This window comes from Variovorax rhizosphaerae, assembly GCF_037889975.1.
Lineage (GTDB): Bacteria > Pseudomonadota > Gammaproteobacteria > Burkholderiales > Burkholderiaceae_C > Variovorax > Variovorax rhizosphaerae.
The window spans coordinates 75,809-94,873 of the sequence record NZ_JBBKZT010000008.1 but is presented as its reverse complement, the minus strand read 5'-3'; the positions used below and the strand labels follow the sequence as shown (position 1 = coordinate 94,873).

The window sequence follows — 19,065 nt, the reverse complement described above, 5'->3', positions numbered from 1 at the left end:
AACCGCCATGAACACCCTGCATTCGAACCCCTGCGCAACCCTGCGACCCATCGTCGCCATCTCGTCCGATCGGATCGAGCGGCATGGCCATCCCGCGCATGCGGCCCTGCACGGCTACGTTCGCGCCACCAGCGAGATTGCGCAAGCCCTGCCGCTGGTGCTGCCGGCCCTGGCCGACGGCCTGGACGTCGACACGCTGGCGGCGTCGATCGACGGCATCGTGCTCACGGGCAGCCCGTCGAACGTCTCGCCGCAGCGCTACGGCTCGCCTTCGCCGCACCGCGAGATGCTGCTCGACATCCATCGCGATGCCGCGATCCTGCCCTTGCTGCCGGCGCTGGTCGCGGCCGGCGTGCCCTTGCTGGCGGTCTGCCGCGGCTTCCAGGAAGTCAACGTCGCCTGGGGCGGCACGCTGGAGCCGGCCGTGCATGAGCAGTCGGGCCGGCTGGACCACCGCGAAGGCGATCACGATCGCCCGATCGAGCGCTGGTACGACGACAGCCACGACATCCACCTCGTCGAAGGCGGCCTGCTCGCGCGATTGGCCGGCGCCACGCGAACACAGGTCAATTCCCTGCACCACCAGGGCATCGAGCGCCTGGGTGCCGGTTTGCGCATCGAAGCCACGGCCCCCGACGGACTGGTGGAGGCTTTCTCCATCGCCGACGCCCCCCAGTTCACGCTGGCCGTGCAATGGCACCCCGAAATGCGCGTCGACGACAGCCCGTTCGCACGCGCCATCTTCGAGGCCTTCGGCGATGCCTGCCGTGCGCGGCAGCAGCAGCGGCGCCGCGCCTTCGCCTGACTCAAATACACAACCAAAGGAGACATATGGACAACGACAACTGGATCAACTCGCTCTTCAGCAAAAGCTACGCGGAGGCGCGCCAGAAATTCCTGGATGCCGCATCGCGGCGCGGCCTGCCCGTGGAATCGCACTTGCTGAAGTTGACCGGCGCCAACGGCGAAACGCTGGCCACCGACGTCGTGCTGGATGGGCCAGCCGACGCATCGCGGATGCTGCTGGTCGTCAGCGGCGTGCACGGTGTCGAGGGCTTCTGCGGCTCGGCGGTGCAGACGGGCATGCTGCTCATGGATGCCGCGGAGCGGCCGGGCGCACTGCGCGACACCGCGGTGCTGCACGTGCATGCGATCAACCCTTTCGGCTTTTCACACCTGCGCCGCGTCACGCAGGAGAACGTGGACCTGAACCGCAACTTCGTCGACTTCTCGAAGCCGCTGCCGGTGAATCCGGGCTACGCGGAGATCCACGAGTTGCTGCTGCCCAAGGAATGGCCGCCGCAGGAAGACGTGGAAGCCGGTCTGGCCGCGTACCGCGAACGTCATGGCGCGCGCGGCCTCCAACGCGCCATCGGCCTCGGCCAGCATGTCTTCGACGACGGCATGTTCTTCGGCGGCCATGCGCCGACCTGGAGCAACGACACCTTCCGCGCGATCCTGCGGCGCCATGCACCCCAGGTGCGCCAGCTGGCCTCGATCGACATCCATACCGGCCTCGGACCCTACGGCGTCGGCGAGCGCATCTTCGCGAGCTTCGATGACAACCCTGCCGTGCTCGCACGCGCCAGGGATTGGTGGGGCGAACTGACCTCGGTCACCACCGGTACATCGACCAGCATTCCATTGACCGGCCCCATCCAGACGGCCATCACCGAAGAGTGCGCGGAAGCGCAGCACGTCGGCATCTGCCTGGAGTACGGGACCTGGCCGAGCGAGCGGGTCACCGCCGCATTGCGCGCGGAGCATTGCCTGCATCGGCACGGTCACAAGGACCCGGCGCAGTCGGCCGCGATCAAGCAGGAACTCAAGGACGCTTTCTACCCCGACGCCGCCGACTGGAAGCTCGCGGTATGGCAACAGGGCTCGCAGGCCTGCCTGCGTGCGCTCGAAGGCTTGCAGGAAGACACGGCGCAGGCGATGCCGGCCTAACGAAAAAACGGAGACATCATCCATGAACACGACCACCCTGAATTCCGCGCGCATGCCCCATGCCGCCACGGCTGCCCGCAACGCGCATGCCGCACCCACCCCCAGCGCCACCATCAGCCGCAAGGCCGTGGCTGCCGCCGTCGCGGGCAACGCCCTCGAGTTCTACGACTTCGTCATCTACGCCTACTTCGCGGTGTACATCGGCCGCACCTTCTTCCCGGTGAGCGGGGAGTTCGGCAGCCTGCTGGTGGCCGTGGCCACCTTCGGCGTCGGCTTCTTCACGCGTCCACTCGGAGGCATCCTGATCGGCACCTTTGCCGACCGGGTCGGGCGCAAGCCGGCCATGATCCTCACGGTGGCGCTGATCACCGTCGGCACGCTGGGACTGGCCGCGACGCCGAGCTATGCCAGCATCGGGATCGCGGCGCCGATCATCGTCGTGTTCTGCCGTTTGCTCCAAGGCCTGGCGCTCGGCGGTGAAGTGGGCCCGGCGACCGCGCTGCTGCTGGAAGCGGCGCCTCCCGGCAAGCGCGGCTTCTATTCGAGCTGGCAGATCGCAAGCCAGGGCTTGGCGGTTGCGGCAGGCGGCATCTTCGGCGTAGTGCTGTCGCTGATGCTCACGCAGGAGCAGTTGGCGTCCTGGGGCTGGCGCGTGCCTTTCCTGTTCAGCCTGGTGCTGATCCCGATCGCGCTCTACATCCGCCGCAGCCTTCCCGAGACCCATGAAGGCACCAGCAAACGCACCAGCTCGCAGATTGTCGGCGCGGTGTTCAAGAACCATCGCCGCATCCTGGTGCTGGGCGTTCTCCTGACCGCCGCCACGGCCGTGGCGTCGCAGGTCGGCAACTACATGGTCAGCTACGCGGTGCAGGTGCTGAAGCTGCCGCCGGCGCTGGCGCAAGGCAGTGTGCTGATGGGCGGCCTCATGACATTCATCTTCGGCCTGGCCGGCGGCCTCTTGTGCGACCGCTTCGGCCGCAAGGTCACCAACCAGTTCCCGCGCATCGTGCTGATGCTGGCGATCGTCCCGCTGTTCATGTGGCTGTCGGGCGCACCGGGTGCCACGACGCTGCTGACGGTGTCCGCGATCCTGGCCGCACTCACGGCGATGTTCGGCGCGGCGGGACTGGTCGCGGTGCCGGAACTGCTGCCGATCGCCGTGCGAAGCACGGGCCTGTCGCTGGTCTACGCGATCGGCACGTCCGTGTTCGGCGGCACCACGCAGTTCGTCGTGACATGGCTCATCGCCGTGACGCACAACCCGATGGCACCCGCCTGGTACGTGGTCGCGATGTGCGCCATCAGCGTGGTGGCGATGTGGATGCTGCCCGAGTCGCGCGACGTCGACGTGACGAAGTAGGCCGGGGCGGGGAGGCCGGCCACTCCGTCACTGGTGCGCGGCCAACTGCTGGCGCACCGCGGTGACGTGGTCGCCGACCTGGGTCAACGCGTCTTTCAATTGCGCTTCGGTGCAGTGGAGTTGCTGGCACCAGTACTGCATCTCGACTGGGTCGTGGCCGTTGACGCGGCCGGGGTCGAGTGGCTTGAAGTGGCTCAAATCGTCTGACATGGCGTCTCCTTGGGTCGATTCGCAGCCGACCCTTATAGGACTGCATTCGCACACTTGCAAGCCGCGTCAGGGCTGCCTTCCGGCGCGAGACGCGGCACCGCTTCGACCAGGGTCAACCGGGACTGGCACGTGGCGCGCTTCGCACGCCCCGGTTGGGCGATGAGGCAACGGCCGAGAGCACCTGATCGACCCACAGTCGACCCGGAGATAAAGGATGACAGTGCGCCGATCGCCGTCGATGATGTTGGCAGTCTGCCCGCCATCTTTTCGAATCCTGCGGCAGCCGATATGAAAGGGCTAGCGAAATGGTCGCCGATCGCTTTCTCGCAGTGGCAACCGCCATCCTCTTTTCATTCGCGGTGCAGGCCCCTGCACAAACCTCACTGGTACCTGGCAATGTGAAAGAACTGGCGCGCGCCGATCTTTCAGGGGCGCCGGACATGGAGGTCATCACCTCCCGCATCGAATGGAAGCCCGGTGAGTCCGTGTCCAGGCACATCCACCCAGGCATCGAAACCGGCGTCGTGTTGCAAGGGGCCATGATCCAGCCGCCTGGCAAGGAGCCCGTCATGTTCCCGACCGGCGCACCGCTGATGAACCTGCGAGGCGTGGCGCACGGAGGCTTCGCGGTCGTCGGTGATACATCCCTGATCCTGCTGACGGTGCATATCGTCGACAAGGGCAAGCCGGTCTACCAGCCACCAAACTAGGCGCCTGCACTCGGAAAATCGAGGGTCCCGAGGCTTGCATTCGCGCACTGGCAAGCCACGTCGGGTGGTAGTCTGCAGCCCACCTCATGAGGGGCCACCAAGCCGTGTCGGAACACCTCACCCCGTCCGGATCGGCCCGCTACCGGGCCTTCCTCAGCTACAGCCATGCGGACGAGCGCTGGGCCTCGTGGCTGCATCGCGCGCTGGAAGGCTATCGCCTGCCGCGTCAACTGGCCGGCGGCACGGGTCGGCACGGCGCCTTGCCGCAGCGCCTGTTCCCGGTGTTCCGTGACCGGGAGGAACTCGCGAGCGCCGCCGATCTGCCGGCGCGCATCCGGGAGGCGCTGGCCGAATCACAGGCGCTGGTGGTGATCTGCTCGCCGCGCGCGGCCAGCTCGCGCTGGGTCGGGCAGGAGATCCGCAGTTTCAAGGCGACGCATGGCGAGGAGCAGGTCTACTGCCTCATCGTCGATGGCGAGCCGCATGCGAGCGAGGTCGAGGGCGGGGCGGCGCGCGAATGCTTTCCGGCGGCCATCCGCTTCAGGGTGGGGGCCGATGGTGACCTGAGCGATCAAGCCGCGGAGCCACTGGCGGCCGATGCGCGCCCGTCCGGCGATGGCCGGCATGGCGCGTTGCTCAAACTGCTCGCCGGACTGCTGGGCGTCGAACTCGATCTGCTGCGCCGCCGTGACGAGCAACGGCGACGGCGCCGCAACCAGGGCTGGGGCGTGGCGGCAGCGGCATTGATCGCCGTGCTCAGTGCGGGCGTCTGGTATTCGAATGCGCAGCGCCTGGAGGCGGAACGCCAGCGCGACCTTGCCGACACCCGACAGCAGATTGCGCTTGCGCGCCAACTCGCGGCCCAGTCCGCGCGCATCCGGGTCGAGCAACCGGCGGGCATCGAACTCGCCAGCCTGCTGGCGATCGAGTCCGTGCGGCGGCTGGACACGTTGGAGACGCAACAGGCGCTGCAGGCCGCGCAACGCCTGCTGCCGCCGAGGCCGGTGCGGCTGGCGGAAGGAAACTCCAATGCGGCGGTGCGCTACAGCCGCGACGGTCGCGTCGCGCTGACGGACCAGGGAAACCGGTTGGGCGCATTCAGCGTGCCCGAGGGACGCCGCCTGTGGGAAGCCGCCAAGCACTACGACAGCAAGCTGCTGCTCACGCCCGATGGCTGCTGCGTGCTGTTTTTCGATGCGGGCAAGCGCTGGCAGGCGCTGCGCCTTGACGGAGGGGGCGAGATGCAGCCGCCGCCGGCGTATCTGTCGGTGCTCCAGTCGCTGTCGCCGGAGCGCACGCGCCGGATGGACTTCAGTCCGGACGGCCGCGTGCTTGCCGCCGGAGCACAGCGCGTGGACACCGCGACCGGCGCCGTGCTGCGCGACACCGCGCCGGACACCGAGGCGTTGGTCATCTTCGACACATCCGGCAAGCTGCTGGCGCGGCATCGTGGCCGCGATCTGGCGCTGTTCAGCGCGAACGGTGCAGAGCCGCCGAAGCGCCTGGAACTCGCCCGTGAGGCCACGCCGCGCTTCAGCCCGGACAGCAGCTTGCTGATCGCGATGGGCTACCAGGCGATGGAAATCTTCGACACGGGCAGCGGCCAGCGCCTGTTCGGGCTGCCCTGCGACGGACCCATGACGGATGCCGCGTTTTCGCCGGACGGCAAGGTGCTGGCCACGGCTTGCGGCAACGCCGCGCGCCTGCACGACGCCCGCACCGGCAGTGTGCTCGCCGACCTCGCGCACGACCGGCCGGTGAACAGCCTGCACTTCAGCCGCGACGGCACGCGCCTGCTGACCGCGAGTTACGACGCCACCGTGCGCATCTGGCGCGTGGCCGATCGGCAGGAGGTCTGGCGGGCCGCGCATCCCGGCTACATGACCCAGGCCATCTTCGCGCCGGACGAACAGAGCATCCTGGCCGCCGGCATGGGCGGTATCCAGCTCTGGCCGCTGGCGGCGCAGCAGGCGGATCTGCTGGCCGAGTTGCCGGGTGCGATCTGGTCGCTGGCGGCGAGCCCGGACGGGCAATGGATCGCTGCGGCGGGTGTGGAGCCGCAGGCACAGGTGATGGTGGTCCGGGTGTCCGACGGCAAATCGCACCAGCTGGCGCATCCGGAACAGCGCGTCGCCGGGCTGGCCTTCAGCCCTGACAGCAAGTGGCTCGCGGTGCCGCAAGGACGCCAGCTGGAGGTGTTCCCTGCGACCGGTGGAGAAGCCGTGTGGCGCCGTCGGCAGGGCGACTTCCCTTACGCGGCCATCGTGGGCAGCGCGTTCACGCCCGATGGGCAGTTGCTCGTCGCGACGACCGGCAAATCGGTGCGCGGCTATCTGCGCCTTGACCGCTGCACCGTGGCTGGCACCGGTAACAGCGATGACAAGCCATGCACCACCCGTGAACTGCCGCTCGACCCCTTCACCGAAGCCAAGCCCTTCTTCAGCACCGACGGCCAGCGGCTGGCCTTCGATGCCAGCGTGAGTCGCGAACCGACCCTGCGCCTGTGGGACACCGTGGGCACGGGCGAGTCGATCCTGCCCGCGCAGAAGGCCAGTGACATCGTGCTCGCGCCGGATCGCCTGTTCGTCGCCACCACGGCGGGTGGGTCGGTGGACATCGTCGACCTGGCGGGCCGCAAGCTGCGCGGCATCGGCCACGAGGGATGGGTGCCGCACCTTGCGCTGTCACCGGACGGGCGATACCTCGCTGCCGGCCTGACCGACCCTGTTTCGCGGGCCAAGAACCGCGTCGTGCTGTGGCGCCTGGCCGATGGCGAAGAGGTCGCGCGCTATGCCCGCCCCGGTGACGATGGGCCGCTGGTCTTCCTCCCCGATGGACGCCGCCTGGCGTTCTCCGAGGGTCGCGGCCTGCGCGTCGTTTCATGGCGTGCCGAGGACGCCGTTGCGCAGGCCTGCACGCGCCTCGGCCGTAACCTGGATTGCGGCGAATGGCGCACCTGGCTGCGCGACGAACCCTATCGCACGACTTGCCCGGCGCTGCCGGCCACGGGTTGCCGGCCCTGACGCCGGACGCCTTGTCTCAGTCGCATCAATCGCATCTCATCGATCAATGTGCACCGCCTTGCGCCAGTCGACATAGTCCTTGTCGGTCGCCAGCACCCAGACGGCGAGCACCACCACGGCAATGCCGGTGACCACGGCGTTCATCATCGGATCGCGCATGGAAGCAAAGCCAAGTGCCCACGGTGAAATGACCATCCACAAGCCCAGCGCACCTTCGGTCCATTCTTCCCATGCACGGGGCACGAAGGTGGCGCCCAATGCAGCCGCGCCCAGCAAGATCCCGACGGCCACGGCGTTCATCGTCGGGGTCTCCAGGTCCTGAAAGCCCACCAACCAGGGCGAAAGAATCAGCCAGACGCCGAGCGCCGCGTTCAGCGGATCCTGCCAGTGCTTCACGTGCTTCATCATGATGTTGACCTCCTGCCGCCGCATGAAAGCGAAGTTCGCGGCGACAGGTGTTGGACCGCGGGAAAAGTCGCGAGTTCAGTCATCCGCCTTTGCAATCAAGCGCAGAGCAAGGCGGAGCGCCGCTGACAGTACGAGACTGCGAGATCGCAGATCGCTGAGCACACAGCGAGAGGTGATGTAGCTGCCAGTGCTGTAGCACGGCAAGGCGATCCCACGCAGTCATGCGTTGGATTGCGAAGGCGGAGTGGAACCCATCGGCGGCGCAATGTCTTCCAGCGGCCTTCGCTCCGCATCCACCGCATGCCACCAGGCGATCAGCCCCGCCACGATCACCAGCACCGCGCCGATCGCATACCCCACAGTCACCGCGCCCCGGCTGCCCGTCTCGATCAGCACGCCGAACAACCACGGCGCCGCGAATCCGCCGGCCCCCGTGCCCACCGCGTAGAACACCGAAATCGCCAGCGCCCGCATCTCCAGCGGAAACACCTCGCTCACCGTGAGGTAGGCCGAACTCGCCGCCGCCGACGCCAGGAAAAACACGGCTGACCAGCACAGCGCCTGGCTCAGCGCATCGAGCCACCCGGCCATGAAAGCCGCGCCGGTCAGCGCCAGCCCGACGCCCGAGAGCACATAGGTCGCGCCGATCATCTTGCGCCGCCCGACCCGGTCGAACAGCGGCCCCAGCAGCAGCGGCCCCAGCACATTGCCCAGCGCGAACGGAAAGATGTAGAGCGCCACGCGTCCCTCCGGTACGCCATGGAAGCGCGTCAGCACCAGCGCATAGGTGAAGAAGATTGCGTTGTAGAAAAAGGCCTGCGAAATCATCAGCGACAGCGCCACCACGCTGCGTCGGCGGTAGCGATGCAGCAGCACATCAGCCACCTGCCGGATCGTCGGCGCAGACTGCTGCACGAAGCTCAGGCGCGTGGTGACGGCTGGCAGCGGGCCGTGCTGCGCCGACACCTCCGCCTCGATGCGCGCGATGATGGCCTCGGCCTCGTCGGCACGGCCATGCATGACCAGCCAGCGCGGGCTTTCCGGCACGTCGCGCCGCACCAGCAGGATCGCGACGGCCAGCAGTGCGCCCAGCGCGAAGCCCGCGCGCCAGCCCCACACCGGGCCGAGCACACTCGGGTCGAGCAGCACCAGGCTCGCCCCCGCACCCAGCGCCGCGCCGATCCAGAAGCTGCCGTTGATCGCCAGGTTCACACGGCCGCGCACGCGCGCCGGGATCAGTTCGTCGATGGCCGAGTTGATGGCCGCGTATTCGCCGCCGATGCCCAGGCCCGTGACGAAGCGGCACAGCGCAAAGAAGGCGAAGTTCGGTGAGAAGGCTGTGGCCAGCGTCGCCAAGGTGTAGACCGCCAGCGTCGCAAGGAACAGCCGCTTGCGCCCGAGCCTGTCGGCAAGCCGGCCGAACAGCAGCGCGCCGACCACCGCGCCACCGATGTAGAGCGAGCCTGAAGCGCCGATCTGCGCGGCGGTGAGGCCCAGCGTGTCCGGCCGCTCCAGCACGCTGCCAACCGAACCGACCAGCGTCACCTCCAAGCCGTCGAGCACCCATGCCACGCCCAGCGCGATCACCACGCGCCAATGCCAGCGCGACCAGGGGAGGCGGTCGAGGCGGGCGGGGATGTCGGTGTGGAGCACGGCTCATGGTGCGCCAGTGCGGCCTTTGTACGTGTACGAAAAGGCGCCGAATGCGAGGGCTGTCGAGTCGCCTGCGAGCGACCCGCGTGCCGTCCGCCGATCCGGCAGCGAGCCGGTCCCGATCAACGCCGGCTCGTGATCGTTTCATCCATCGCCGTGGCAAACTCGCGCGGTGGAAAACGCCCTGAATCCGTTGATTCGAGCCTCGGCGCTTGCGGGCTACGAGGAGCTTGCGCTGGAGTCCGGCCTCGTGCCCGCCACCCAGTTGCGGCGGGTCGGCCTTTCGCTCACCGCGCTGCGCGACCCGGATGAGTTGATTCCGTACCCCAACATGATCTCGCTGCTGGAACGTTCGGCACAGGTGTCGGGCCGGCTCGATTTCGGCCTGCAACTGTCCCAGCAGCAGGGGTTGAGCATCCTGGGTCCGCTGGCCGTGATCGCCCAGAACGCGGACGACGTGGCACAAGCCTATGAGCTGGCCGGGCGCTACATGTTCGTCTACAGCCCGGCCGTCCGTGTCGGCGTCAAGCCGGTCGGTGGCAACGGTGAGTTTGTCGACCTTTACTATGACATCGACATCGTTCCTCGCCCGGTCTGTGTGCAGGCGATGGAACTGGCCCTTGGCGTCATGGTGAACTGCGCGCGAATGCTGGCCCAAGGGCAATTCTCCGCTCGCGAGATCCTGGTGCCACACGCGCGCCCGAAGGGCAGCACGCGGCATGAAGAACTGCTGGGTGCGCCTTGCCGCTTCGGCCAGGCCCAGGCCGCGGTGCGCGTCGCAGCCGCGGATGTGCGCCGGCCGGTGCGGGGCAGCAACCCGATGGTGCGCGAGATGGCGCAACGCTACATCGACACCCAGTTCGTCGCGCCCAACAAGCCCTTCTCGGACCGCGTGCGCCAGGTGATTCACCGCGTGCTGGGCACGGGTCGCTCCTCGCAGCAGGCCGTCTCGGCCATGCTGGCGATGCATTCCCGCACCATGCAGCGCAGGCTGGTCGAGGAGGGCACGAGCTTCGAGAAGATCAGGGACGAGGTCCGAAGAAGCGTGGTCGAAAGCGTGATGCGCAGCGCCGAGCCTCCGTCCCTGACGATGCTGATGGTGATGCTCGATTACGCCGACGCATCGACCCTGACGCGCAGTTGCCGCCGCTGGTTCGGCATGCCGCCGACAGCCTTGCGCGCCGGCATGGGCCTGCGACCCGACACCGAGCGCAAGGCCTCCGCGACAGCCCGGCGCCCGGCCTGAAATGAAGCCCACCCCCGAATGCGCCTGCGGCGCTCCCCCTCAAGGGGGCGCACCCAACGGCCCGGCAAAGCCGGTTCCGTGGGTGCCCACGAACAGGCATTGCTCGCCCGGGTTTCATACACCGCGGGTCACGCGATAGCGTGGTGGAAAACTGAAATGAAACCCCACCCCCGAATGCGCCTGCGGCGCTCCCCCTCAAGGGGGCGCACCCAGCGGCCCGGCAAAGCCGGTTCCGCGGGTGTCCACGAACAGGCAGCGTTGTGCTCGCCCCGGTTTCATGCGTCGCGGAAGACGCGCCAGCGTCATGGAAAACTGATATGAGACCGTGTCGCGCCGCCATGGCGCGACCGGATCCGGATGATCTCTCGCGGGATTAGGGTTTGCCCGCATGTGTCGGGCAAAGAAAAAACAACGTCGCGTCGGGCAATGGCGAATTTCGGCTTGACTGCGACCATTCGTCTCGCTTGATTCGAGCCCCGCGCCGGCCACCCCTTCAACCCAAAGACACACCACGATGAACACGATTCCTTCCCCGCTCTCCAGGCTCAAGCAGCGCCTGGCCGGTGGGTTTGCCGCGACCTGCATGACCCTGCTGGCCTTCAGCGCCACGCCCAGCCACGCCCAAGCCTGGCGCTGGTACAACGAGAACCCGGACTTCAAGCCGGCGACCCTGCCCAACGGCACGGTGATCAACTTCAACGAGTGGAAGAAGGCGCTGCCTTTCGTCCGCATCGACGGCAAGCCGGCGCGCGCCGAGTCGGTCGGCGACAAGACCTGGATGATCTACGGCTACTTCTACGGCCCGGTCATCATCGAGCGGCCCAGCGGCCTGCTCGTGTTCTCCACCGGCGAGAACGCGGAAGACGGCAAGAAATTCCGCGAGATCATCCGCCGCGACGTGAGCACCAAGCCCATCATCGCCGTGTTCTACGACCACGCGCACTATGCCAAGGGCGCCGAGACGCTGCTCGACGGCGACAAGGCCGTCATCATTGCGCACCCGGATTCCAACAAGACAGTGCAGGAGTCTGGCTTCCTCGGCAAGCCGAACATCCCCGAGATGCTGCCCGCGCTCGACGGCCGCGCCCGCATCCACTTCGGCACCGACATGCCCAGCAAGGGCCCGGACGCCAAGATGGGCGCCGCATCGCTGGACCTCGGCAAGAAGAGCGCCTGGCTGCCGGCCACGAAGACGCTGGTCGACGGCGAGAAGATCACGGTGGACGGCCTCGACATCCAGGCCTTCCATGCGGTGACCGACACCGAAGACTCGCTGACCTTCTGGATCCCCTCGCAGAAGCTCGTCATCGACAACGTGATGTGGCCTTGCCTGCCCAACCTCTACACGCTGCGCGGCGACCGCTATCGCGAACCCGAGCAGTGGACCTCCGGCATCAAGAAGATCCGCGACCTCGAGCCTGAAATCGTGCTCGACGTGGGCGGTGGTGCGACCGCATTGGTCGGCAAGGACAAGATCAAGGACACCGCCAACGCGCTGATCGATGCGTCGTCCTTCGTGTACGACCAGGCCATCCGCCTGACCAACCAGGGCGTGCGCATGCAGGAACTGCGTCATCACATCGTGTTGCCCGCGAGCCTGCTCAAGAACCCGTATGTGAACGAGGTCTACGGCCAGTACGACACCTTCCCGCAGGCCTATGCCGATCGCGCCTTCGGCTGGTTCTCCGGCCACGCGGAAGACCTGCACTCGCTGCCGCGCACCCTGGAATCGCAGAAGTGGGTCAAGCTCGCCGGTGGCGAAGCCAAGACCTTCAAGGCCTACAAGGCAGCCGTGGCCAAGGGTGAATACCTCTGGGCCAAGGACCTGGCCGTGGCGCTGACCGATGTGGCGCCGGCCAACAAGACCTACCGCCAGGCACTGGCCGACAGCTTCCGTACGCTGGGCCGCTACAGCCCGGGTTCGATCACGCGCAACTTCTACCTGGCTTCGGCACGCAGCCTGGAAGGCGAGACGACCCATACGCTCGGCAGCGTGCAGGACGCGGCATGGGTGATGGAAGACACGAGCCGCGCCGTCAACCACCTGCGCACGCGCCTCGACCCCAAGAAGGCGACGGGCAAGGAAGGCGAACTCGCGTTCGACATCGGCGGCAAGCGCGCCGCCCTGCACGTGCGCAACTCGGTGGCTGAATTCGTGGCCGACCCTGACACGCACTACCGCAAGCCGGACGCGACCATCAAGGCCACGCCCGAACAGTTCGCACGCTACTTCCGCGGCGAGATGAGCACGGCTGATTTCGTCAAGGCCTCTGGAGCCGATGCCCAGGCAGCGTCATTGCTGGGCCTGTTCGACGAGTTCCGCCAGGTGCCCATGTATCCCGTGGCCGCGGCGAGCGGTCCGGACCACGCGGCGCACTGAGCGTCTCGGCGATCCCCGGGGCTTACCCCGGGTCTTGAGGGCAGGGCCCCGCGGCGCGCAGCGTAGGCGGGCCTAACCTTCCACCCTTTACGGGGGGAGTGCGAATGGACTGAGCGAACTACCTTTGGTGCGTTCATCCATTCGTTCACTTGATCCCCCCATGAAAAAGACTCTCGTCGCCGTGGCCGCCCTTTTGGCGGCCGGCATCGTTTCGGCGCAATCGACCCTGACCGTGTTCGGCGCACTCGATGCCGGCGTCAGCTACTACCAGACCAACAGCAAGTACCAAGGGCTGACCACCCCGGCAGCACCCAAGCCGGACCTGAAGCAAAGCCAATGGGCACTGTCGAACAGCGGCAATGTGTCCAGCCGCCTCGGCTTCCGCGGCCAGGAAGACCTGGGTGGCGGCCTGGCGGCGGCATTCTGGCTGGAGTCGACGCTGTGGCCCGACGTGGGCTCGGTCGGCCGTGCCGGCACCTACTTCGACCGGCGCTCGACGGTCAGCTTGCTCGGTCCCTTCGGCGAGCTGCGCATGGGCCGGGACTACACCCCGACCTTCTGGAGCGACGCGGTGTTCGATCCCTTCGGCGTCGTCGGCTCCGGCACCAGCCTGATCGCGCAGACCATGGGCGGCGCCTTGCCCACCATCTCGCTGAACCGCGGCTACTACGCACGCAAGGCCAATTCGGTCGGCTACTTCCTGCCGCCCAACCTCGGCGGCTTCTATGGCCAGGCGATGTACGCGTTCAGCGAGAACGTGTCGGGCCCGCAACTGCAGGACGACCCCAAGGCCGTCAACAACTCGCGCACGGGCGGCTATGCGGGCGCCCGCGTCGGCTATGCCAACGGCCCGTTCGACATCGCACTCGCATACGGCAAAAGCAACATCGCGGACAACTACCACTTCGGCTCGACCACCAGCGTCACCACGACCAATCTCGGCGCGTCGTATGACTTCAACGTGGTCAAGTTGTTCGGCGAGTATTCGATGGTCGACGTCAAGACCGACTTCGCCAACGCGGCGACCTTCCCGTTGACGCCGGCCCTGACGCCGCCGCTGAACGTGGACACGCGCAACTTCCTGGTCGGCCTGAGCGTCCCGATCGGCGCCGGCCAGGTCAAGGCGTCGTATGCGCAGGTGAAGGGGCAGTTCTACAACTTCACGCCGTATGGCCCGCGGCCCATGACCACGCCCGACCCCAAGGCCACCAAGCTCGCGCTGGGCTATGTCTACAACCTGTCGAAGCGCACCGCGCTGTACACGAACTTCGCCGTGACGAAGAACGAGAACGGCGCCGCCGTGGGCGTGGTGAACGTCGCGTCCGCGGACGTCGCGCCCGGGTACAGCAACACGGTCAACTCGAATGCGGCGGGCTACCGCGCGGACCGCGGCTACGGCTATGACCTGGGCATCCGGCACGCGTTCTGATCTCGTGGTGCCGGGCGACGGTGCGCATGGTCGCGCAGCGAGATGTGTCAGGCGATTCGCGCTCGATCGACGGCAGGTAAAAGGTACTGTGCCTGCAGCCTCAAGTTCCCTTGGCGGGCGCGGGCGGCGGCGGCGCCTTGATCAGCATCTCGGCTCGACCCGCCAGCGCGACCCACGCGGGCAGGATCGCCACGCACAACAGCGGCAGCAATTCGATGCCGGGGATCATCACGGCGCCCATGAACAGGCTCAGCCAGCCGTCCCGCGTCGCCACCAGCGTGAAGCCCATCACCGAGCAGGCCACGGCCAGCGCGGGAGGGACCGCGGGAAACAGCTGGTGCACCAGGAACCCGAATGCGACGCCGACGAAGACCAGCGGAAAGATCCGCCCACCCCGAAAGCCGCAGGTGGCGGAGACCAGGATCGCGATCAGCTTGATCACGACGATCATCGCCAGTGCCGCCGCGGAATAGCTCCCCGCATTGCTTGCCAGCGACTTCATCTCGCCGAGCCCCTTGAACATGGTGATGGGCCCGCCCAGGATGCCCAGCAGCCCGAGCACGAACCCGCCCACCGTCAGCGCGATCAACGGGTTGCCGATGGCCTGGTAGGCCCGGTGGAAGATCGGGAACAGCCACACCGCGACCATGCCGATCGCGACGGCGGCCAGCGCCACCAGCATGCCGATGCCGATGTCCGGAATGGTCGGGTGAAGGTAGGGCTGGATCGGCAGCGAGAAATTCATCTCCTCGAACTGCGCCATGGTCAGCGCACCGGCGCCGGCGGCCACCAGCGGGGCGAAGAGCTGGTCCCACACCGGCTTGTCCTCGCTGCCGCCGACCATCTCGGAGAACAGCAGCGCCGCCGCCACGGGCGTGCCGAACATCGCGCCGATCGTCCCGGCGGCTGCGAGCATCACCCAGCCCTTGACGGGCACGCGCGGCATCACCTTGGCGCCGATGGCGACGGTGAGGCCCACGATGATCGCGATGACGGGATTCTCCGGGCCGAGGCTGACGCCGCCGGCCAGCGCGAGGATGAGCGCCAGCGCAAGACCCGGCAGCACGCCGACCGGCGTCGGCGGGCCGAACAGCGATACGGTTGCGGGGTCTGGGCCGGCATGTCCGGGAAAGAAGCGCACGATGAGCCCGACCGCGAAGCCGGTGAGCGTCAGGATGCCCAGCACCCACCACCAGGCCGTGCCCGAGGCCCCGAGCATCGGCGGCAGCGTTTGCCAGAGGAAGCGCTGCAGCAGGTTGGCGGTCAGCGCCACCACGAGCAGGATCAGCGCGGCGGCCACGCCGACGACCAGCGCCGGCAGGCCGAGGAAGAGCATGGTTCGTACGCGAGGATCGGTCATGGTTTTCGAAGGGTCAGGTTGAAAGCGGTCAGCCTTGCCATCGACACGCCAGATCGTCGCCTTGCGCGCCGCCGTGAACAGGCAAATTCTGAGGTTGCGGGGCGGCCGCTGCAATTGCCCCTGAATGCGCGCGTCGATGCACCTGAGGGCAACGCCCGCAAGGTGCAACGGCGGGCATTGGCCTTGCCCCAAGGGGCAATGTTGCGCCTGCGTGTTCGATGCTCCAATCTTTTCGAGCCCTCAAGGAGCACACATGTCCGCCATCGCAAAGGTCGTCGTCGCAACCCTGGTTTCGGTGTTCCTGCTCGCCGGTTGCGCGGCCCCCGGAACGCCGCCCGGCGCGATGGCGATACGCCAGGCCACCATCGAGCAGATCACGCCGGTGCAACTGCAGAGCAGCCACCATTCCGGCATCGGCGCGGTGGTCGGCGGCGCGGTCGGACTGGGTGTCGGCAGCCTGATCGGCGGTGGCACGGGCCGCGACGTGGCGATGATCCTGGGCACGGTCGGCGGCGCCGTTGCAGGCAACGAGGTGCAGAAGCGATACGACCAGCCGGTCGCGGGCCAGCAGGTCATCGTGCGCACCGCCAGCGGCGTGCTAGTGTCGGTGAGCCAGCCGGTGAACCCGAACCTGCGCGTCGGCCAGCGCGTCTACATCGAAGGCAACGGAGAAGGCGCGCGGGTCATTCCGCAATAGCCTGCGAGCGCTGCGTCGTCCTGCCTGCATCTCGTGCGTGCGCGTAGGTGCAATAGCCAGCCCCGGTAGGCAAGACCAGTCTCGTTGCAACGGCGGAAGAAGAGCCCGAGCTGCCGGACTATCCGAAGGACCCGAGCTATCGGGCCAAGTTCGGCCCGCGGGGTGTCCTCCAATGCAAGGCCACCGATATGGACGACGAGACCGTCGACCCGCGCTTCGGCAAGGTCGGCAAGCAGACCATCGAGGACACCGGGCCGCTGACGAAGAAGCGCATGGAGACGATCGACGATGAAACGTCGGCAGCCGCCGTCGAATTCATCCAGCGACAGAACAAGGCCGGCAAGCCCTTCTTCGTGTGGTTCAACGCGACCCGCATGCACTTGCGCACGCACGTACGCTCCGAACATCGCGGCCGCTACGAGCATGGCGACAGCGAGTACATGGACGGCATGATGGAGCACGACGATACCGTCGGAACCCTGCTCGACACGCTGGACGAGCTGGGCATTGCCGACAACACGATCGTCGTCTACTCCTCCGACAACGGCCCGCACATGAACTCCTGGCCCGATGGTGCGATGACCCACTTCCGGTCCGAGAAGAACACCAATTGGGAAGGCGCCTTTCGCGTCCCGTGCCTGGTGCGCTGGCCCAAGGTGATTGCGGCAGGCACCGTCACCAACGCGCTGATGGCCCACAACGACTGGATCCCGACGCTCTGCAGTTTCGCCGGGAGACCGACATCATCGGCAAGTTCAAGAAGGGCTACAAGGCCAACGGCAACACCTACAAGGTGTGCCTGGACGGCTACGACCAGTCGGACTTCCTGCGCAACGTGAAAGGGAAGGCCGGCAGCAAGGGTGCCTTGAAGAGCGCGCGCGACCTGTTCTTCTACACGGACGACGACGGCTTGCTGGTCGCGATCCGGCAGGGCGACTACAAGTACGTCTGTGCGGAACAACGCATGCAGGGCACCTTGGGCGTCTGGGCAGAGCCTTTCACCGAATTGCGCCCGCAGAAGATCTTCAACCTGTTCCAGGATCCCTTCGAGCGGGCCGACATCACCTCGAACACCTTCTGGGACTGGCAGTTGAACCACATCGGCCAGGTGTATGGATTGATGGAGCAAGTCTTCGAGTTTGCGGAGACCTTCAAGGCGTTCCCGCCCCGGTCGTTCCCGCCAAGCTTCAACCCCGCGACGGTGCTCGAGCAAACGATGGCGGCCATCCGGCACCGCATGGAGACAGAGGCGCAAAAGGGCAAGTAAGGGCGCCGCAGCGCTCGGGCGGACGCGGCCCGCAAAGGCCGCGTGCTGCCTTGGAAAGTGATTTCTCCCCCGGTGTGGGGTCGCTTCACAACGTTGAAGCGGCTAGCCTCCATGGTCGCAACAAATATCAAGGAGGTTCCATGTCAACCAGACTGTGCGCCCTGGCTTTCGCTTGTGTCGTCGCTTGCGGGAGCGCATTCGCCTACGGACCCCATGGCCACATGGCAGTGGGCACGGTCGCCGACGCGATGATCGCGGGAACGCCCGCGGCCAAGGAAGTCCGCAAGATTCTCGGGAGCAATCTGCGCACCGCCTCGGTCTGGGCCGATTGCGCCAAGAGCGTGGATCCCAGGACCTTCAAGTACGGCGGCGCGGGCCGGTTCGCCGATTGCGCCATCTACGAAAACCCGGCCAGCGAGCAACTGATGGAAGCCTTCGTGCGCCGCAACGTGGGCAACTGCACCTCGCCACATAACACCGAGCCTTGCCACAAGCAGTACCACTACACCGACGTCGCCTTGCAACGCGTGGCGTACAAGAAGGGACAGGTCGGGACCACCGACCAGGACGTCGTCTCGGCCATTGCCGCGACCATTGCGGTGCTCCAGGGCAAGCCGTGCCCGCCACCCTTCAAGATCACGAGCAAGAAGGAGGCATTGCGGCTGCTGTCCCACTATGTCGGCGACATCCACCAGCCGCTGCATGTGGTCTCCGTCTATGTGGATGCCAAGGGAAAAGTGGTGGACCCGGATGAGGGCGCCTTTGATGCGAGGACCGAAACGCACGGCGGCAACGACCTGCTCATCGGCTCGAGGAAGCTCCACGGCGAATGGGACTCGGTGACTTCGAGCCTTGCGTCGCAGCCGCCATCGCCGGCCTTGATGAAGCTCGCGCGGGCCGTTCCCGTGACTGCGGGAGACATGTCGGGCTGGTCGACGGCATGGGCGACTGAATCGCTCACCGGCGGAAAGGTCGCGTTCGATGGCATCACCTACGCCGCCGAGGATGCCCAGCATCACCATGCCGTCGACCTGCCCGCCGGCTACGCACAGAGGAAGGAAGATGTCCAGCGCAAGGAGATCGCCAAGGCCGGTGCGCGGCTCGCGCAGGTGCTGACAGCGATCTGGCGCTGAGCCATGATGGCGGCGCGATGCGATTGGAGTCACACAGGGGCTTGCATAGAGACCGGTGCAGCATGCGCCAGTGATCGCGCAACAACGACAGGCAATCCGACAAGATAGGCCGTGGTACGGGTACAAATCTTCCTGTCTGCCGTAAGCGCGGAGTTCCTCAGCTACCGCGAGTCGCTGCGACACGACCTGACGCGCGCGAACGTCTCCGTGGCCGTGCAAGAGGATTTCGTTGTCACGGG

The 19,065-nt window shown here is 66.9% G+C and carries 16 protein-coding genes; 12 read left to right on the top strand and 4 right to left on the bottom strand.

The annotated features are described in order from the left end of the window. Positions 1–7: 7 nt before the first annotated feature. From WKW82_RS17955 to WKW82_RS17945, 3 genes are read left to right on the top strand one after another with little or no spacing between them, the layout of a single operon-like run. Positions 8–805: a gamma-glutamyl-gamma-aminobutyrate hydrolase family protein gene (locus WKW82_RS17955; protein WP_340343684.1), complete on the top strand. Its 798-nt coding sequence runs from the start codon at positions 8–10 to the stop codon at positions 803–805. A gap of 26 nt (positions 806–831) precedes the next feature. Further along, a complete protein-coding gene (locus tag WKW82_RS17950; protein WP_340343683.1) occupies positions 832–1,950 on the top strand; it encodes a M14 family metallopeptidase in 1,119 nt (372 codons plus the stop codon). 22 nt (positions 1,951–1,972) lie between these two features. Further along, entirely contained in the window at positions 1,973–3,310 is a 1,338-nt protein-coding gene (locus tag WKW82_RS17945; protein ID WP_340343682.1) for an MFS transporter, read from the top strand. Positions 3,311–3,337: 27 nt separating this feature from the next. Here WKW82_RS17945 and WKW82_RS17940 read toward each other — a convergent pair whose 3' ends face one another. Then, complete coding sequence (locus WKW82_RS17940; RefSeq protein WP_340343681.1) at positions 3,338–3,520, bottom strand: DUF3606 domain-containing protein; 183 nt, start codon at positions 3,518–3,520, stop codon at positions 3,338–3,340. A 305-nt stretch (positions 3,521–3,825) separates the two neighbouring features. Between WKW82_RS17940 and WKW82_RS17935 the strand changes: the two genes are divergently transcribed. Continuing rightward, positions 3,826–4,230, top strand: a complete 405-nt coding sequence (locus tag WKW82_RS17935; RefSeq protein ID WP_340343680.1) for a cupin domain-containing protein — start codon at positions 3,826–3,828, stop codon at positions 4,228–4,230. Between the two features lie 86 nt (positions 4,231–4,316). Further along, complete coding sequence (locus WKW82_RS17930) at positions 4,317–7,253, top strand: TIR domain-containing protein (protein WP_340343679.1); 2,937 nt, start codon at positions 4,317–4,319, stop codon at positions 7,251–7,253. Positions 7,254–7,289: 36 nt separating this feature from the next. Here WKW82_RS17930 and WKW82_RS17925 read toward each other — a convergent pair whose 3' ends face one another. Further along, the gene (locus WKW82_RS17925; RefSeq protein ID WP_340343973.1) at positions 7,290–7,658 is read right to left on the bottom strand and encodes an SPW repeat protein; all 369 of its coding nucleotides are present in this window, start codon (positions 7,656–7,658) and stop codon (positions 7,290–7,292) included. Between the two features lie 222 nt (positions 7,659–7,880). After that, entirely contained in the window at positions 7,881–9,314 is a 1,434-nt protein-coding gene (locus tag WKW82_RS17920) for an MFS transporter (protein WP_340343678.1), read from the bottom strand. Positions 9,315–9,486: 172 nt separating this feature from the next. On the opposite strand from WKW82_RS17920, the gene WKW82_RS17915 reads away from it, so the two are divergent. The 3 genes from WKW82_RS17915 to WKW82_RS17905 all read left to right on the top strand — a co-directional run bounded on the left by WKW82_RS17915 (position 9,487) and on the right by WKW82_RS17905 (position 14,369). Further along, a complete protein-coding gene (locus WKW82_RS17915; protein WP_340343677.1) occupies positions 9,487–10,560 on the top strand; it encodes an AraC family transcriptional regulator in 1,074 nt (357 codons plus the stop codon). A 514-nt stretch (positions 10,561–11,074) separates the two neighbouring features. After that, entirely contained in the window at positions 11,075–12,940 is a 1,866-nt protein-coding gene (locus WKW82_RS17910; protein ID WP_340343676.1) for an alkyl sulfatase dimerization domain-containing protein, read from the top strand. Positions 12,941–13,100: 160 nt separating this feature from the next. Further along, positions 13,101–14,369 (top strand): porin, encoded by a 1,269-nt coding sequence (locus WKW82_RS17905; protein WP_340343675.1) that lies wholly within the window; start codon positions 13,101–13,103, stop codon positions 14,367–14,369. A 100-nt stretch (positions 14,370–14,469) separates the two neighbouring features. Here the strand turns inward: WKW82_RS17905 and WKW82_RS17900 are convergent, their stop codons facing one another. After that, entirely contained in the window at positions 14,470–15,729 is a 1,260-nt protein-coding gene (locus tag WKW82_RS17900; RefSeq protein ID WP_340343674.1) for an ion channel protein, read from the bottom strand. Between the two features lie 253 nt (positions 15,730–15,982). On the opposite strand from WKW82_RS17900, the gene WKW82_RS17895 reads away from it, so the two are divergent. The 4 genes from WKW82_RS17895 (at position 15,983) to WKW82_RS17880 (ending at position 18,826) form a co-directional block, all read left to right on the top strand. Next, complete coding sequence (locus WKW82_RS17895; protein ID WP_340343673.1) at positions 15,983–16,426, top strand: outer membrane lipoprotein; 444 nt, start codon at positions 15,983–15,985, stop codon at positions 16,424–16,426. Between the two features lie 188 nt (positions 16,427–16,614). Further along, the gene (locus WKW82_RS17890; protein WP_340343672.1) at positions 16,615–17,265 is read left to right on the top strand and encodes a sulfatase-like hydrolase/transferase; all 651 of its coding nucleotides are present in this window, start codon (positions 16,615–16,617) and stop codon (positions 17,263–17,265) included. Next, on the top strand, positions 17,220–17,693 hold the full coding sequence (locus WKW82_RS17885; protein WP_340343671.1) for an alkaline phosphatase family protein: 474 nt from the start codon (positions 17,220–17,222) through the stop codon (positions 17,691–17,693). The genes WKW82_RS17890 and WKW82_RS17885 overlap by 46 nt, the downstream gene beginning before the upstream one ends. Positions 17,694–17,833: 140 nt before the next feature. Continuing rightward, complete coding sequence (locus WKW82_RS17880; RefSeq protein ID WP_340343670.1) at positions 17,834–18,826, top strand: S1/P1 nuclease; 993 nt, start codon at positions 17,834–17,836, stop codon at positions 18,824–18,826. Positions 18,827–19,065 lie beyond the last annotated feature (239 nt).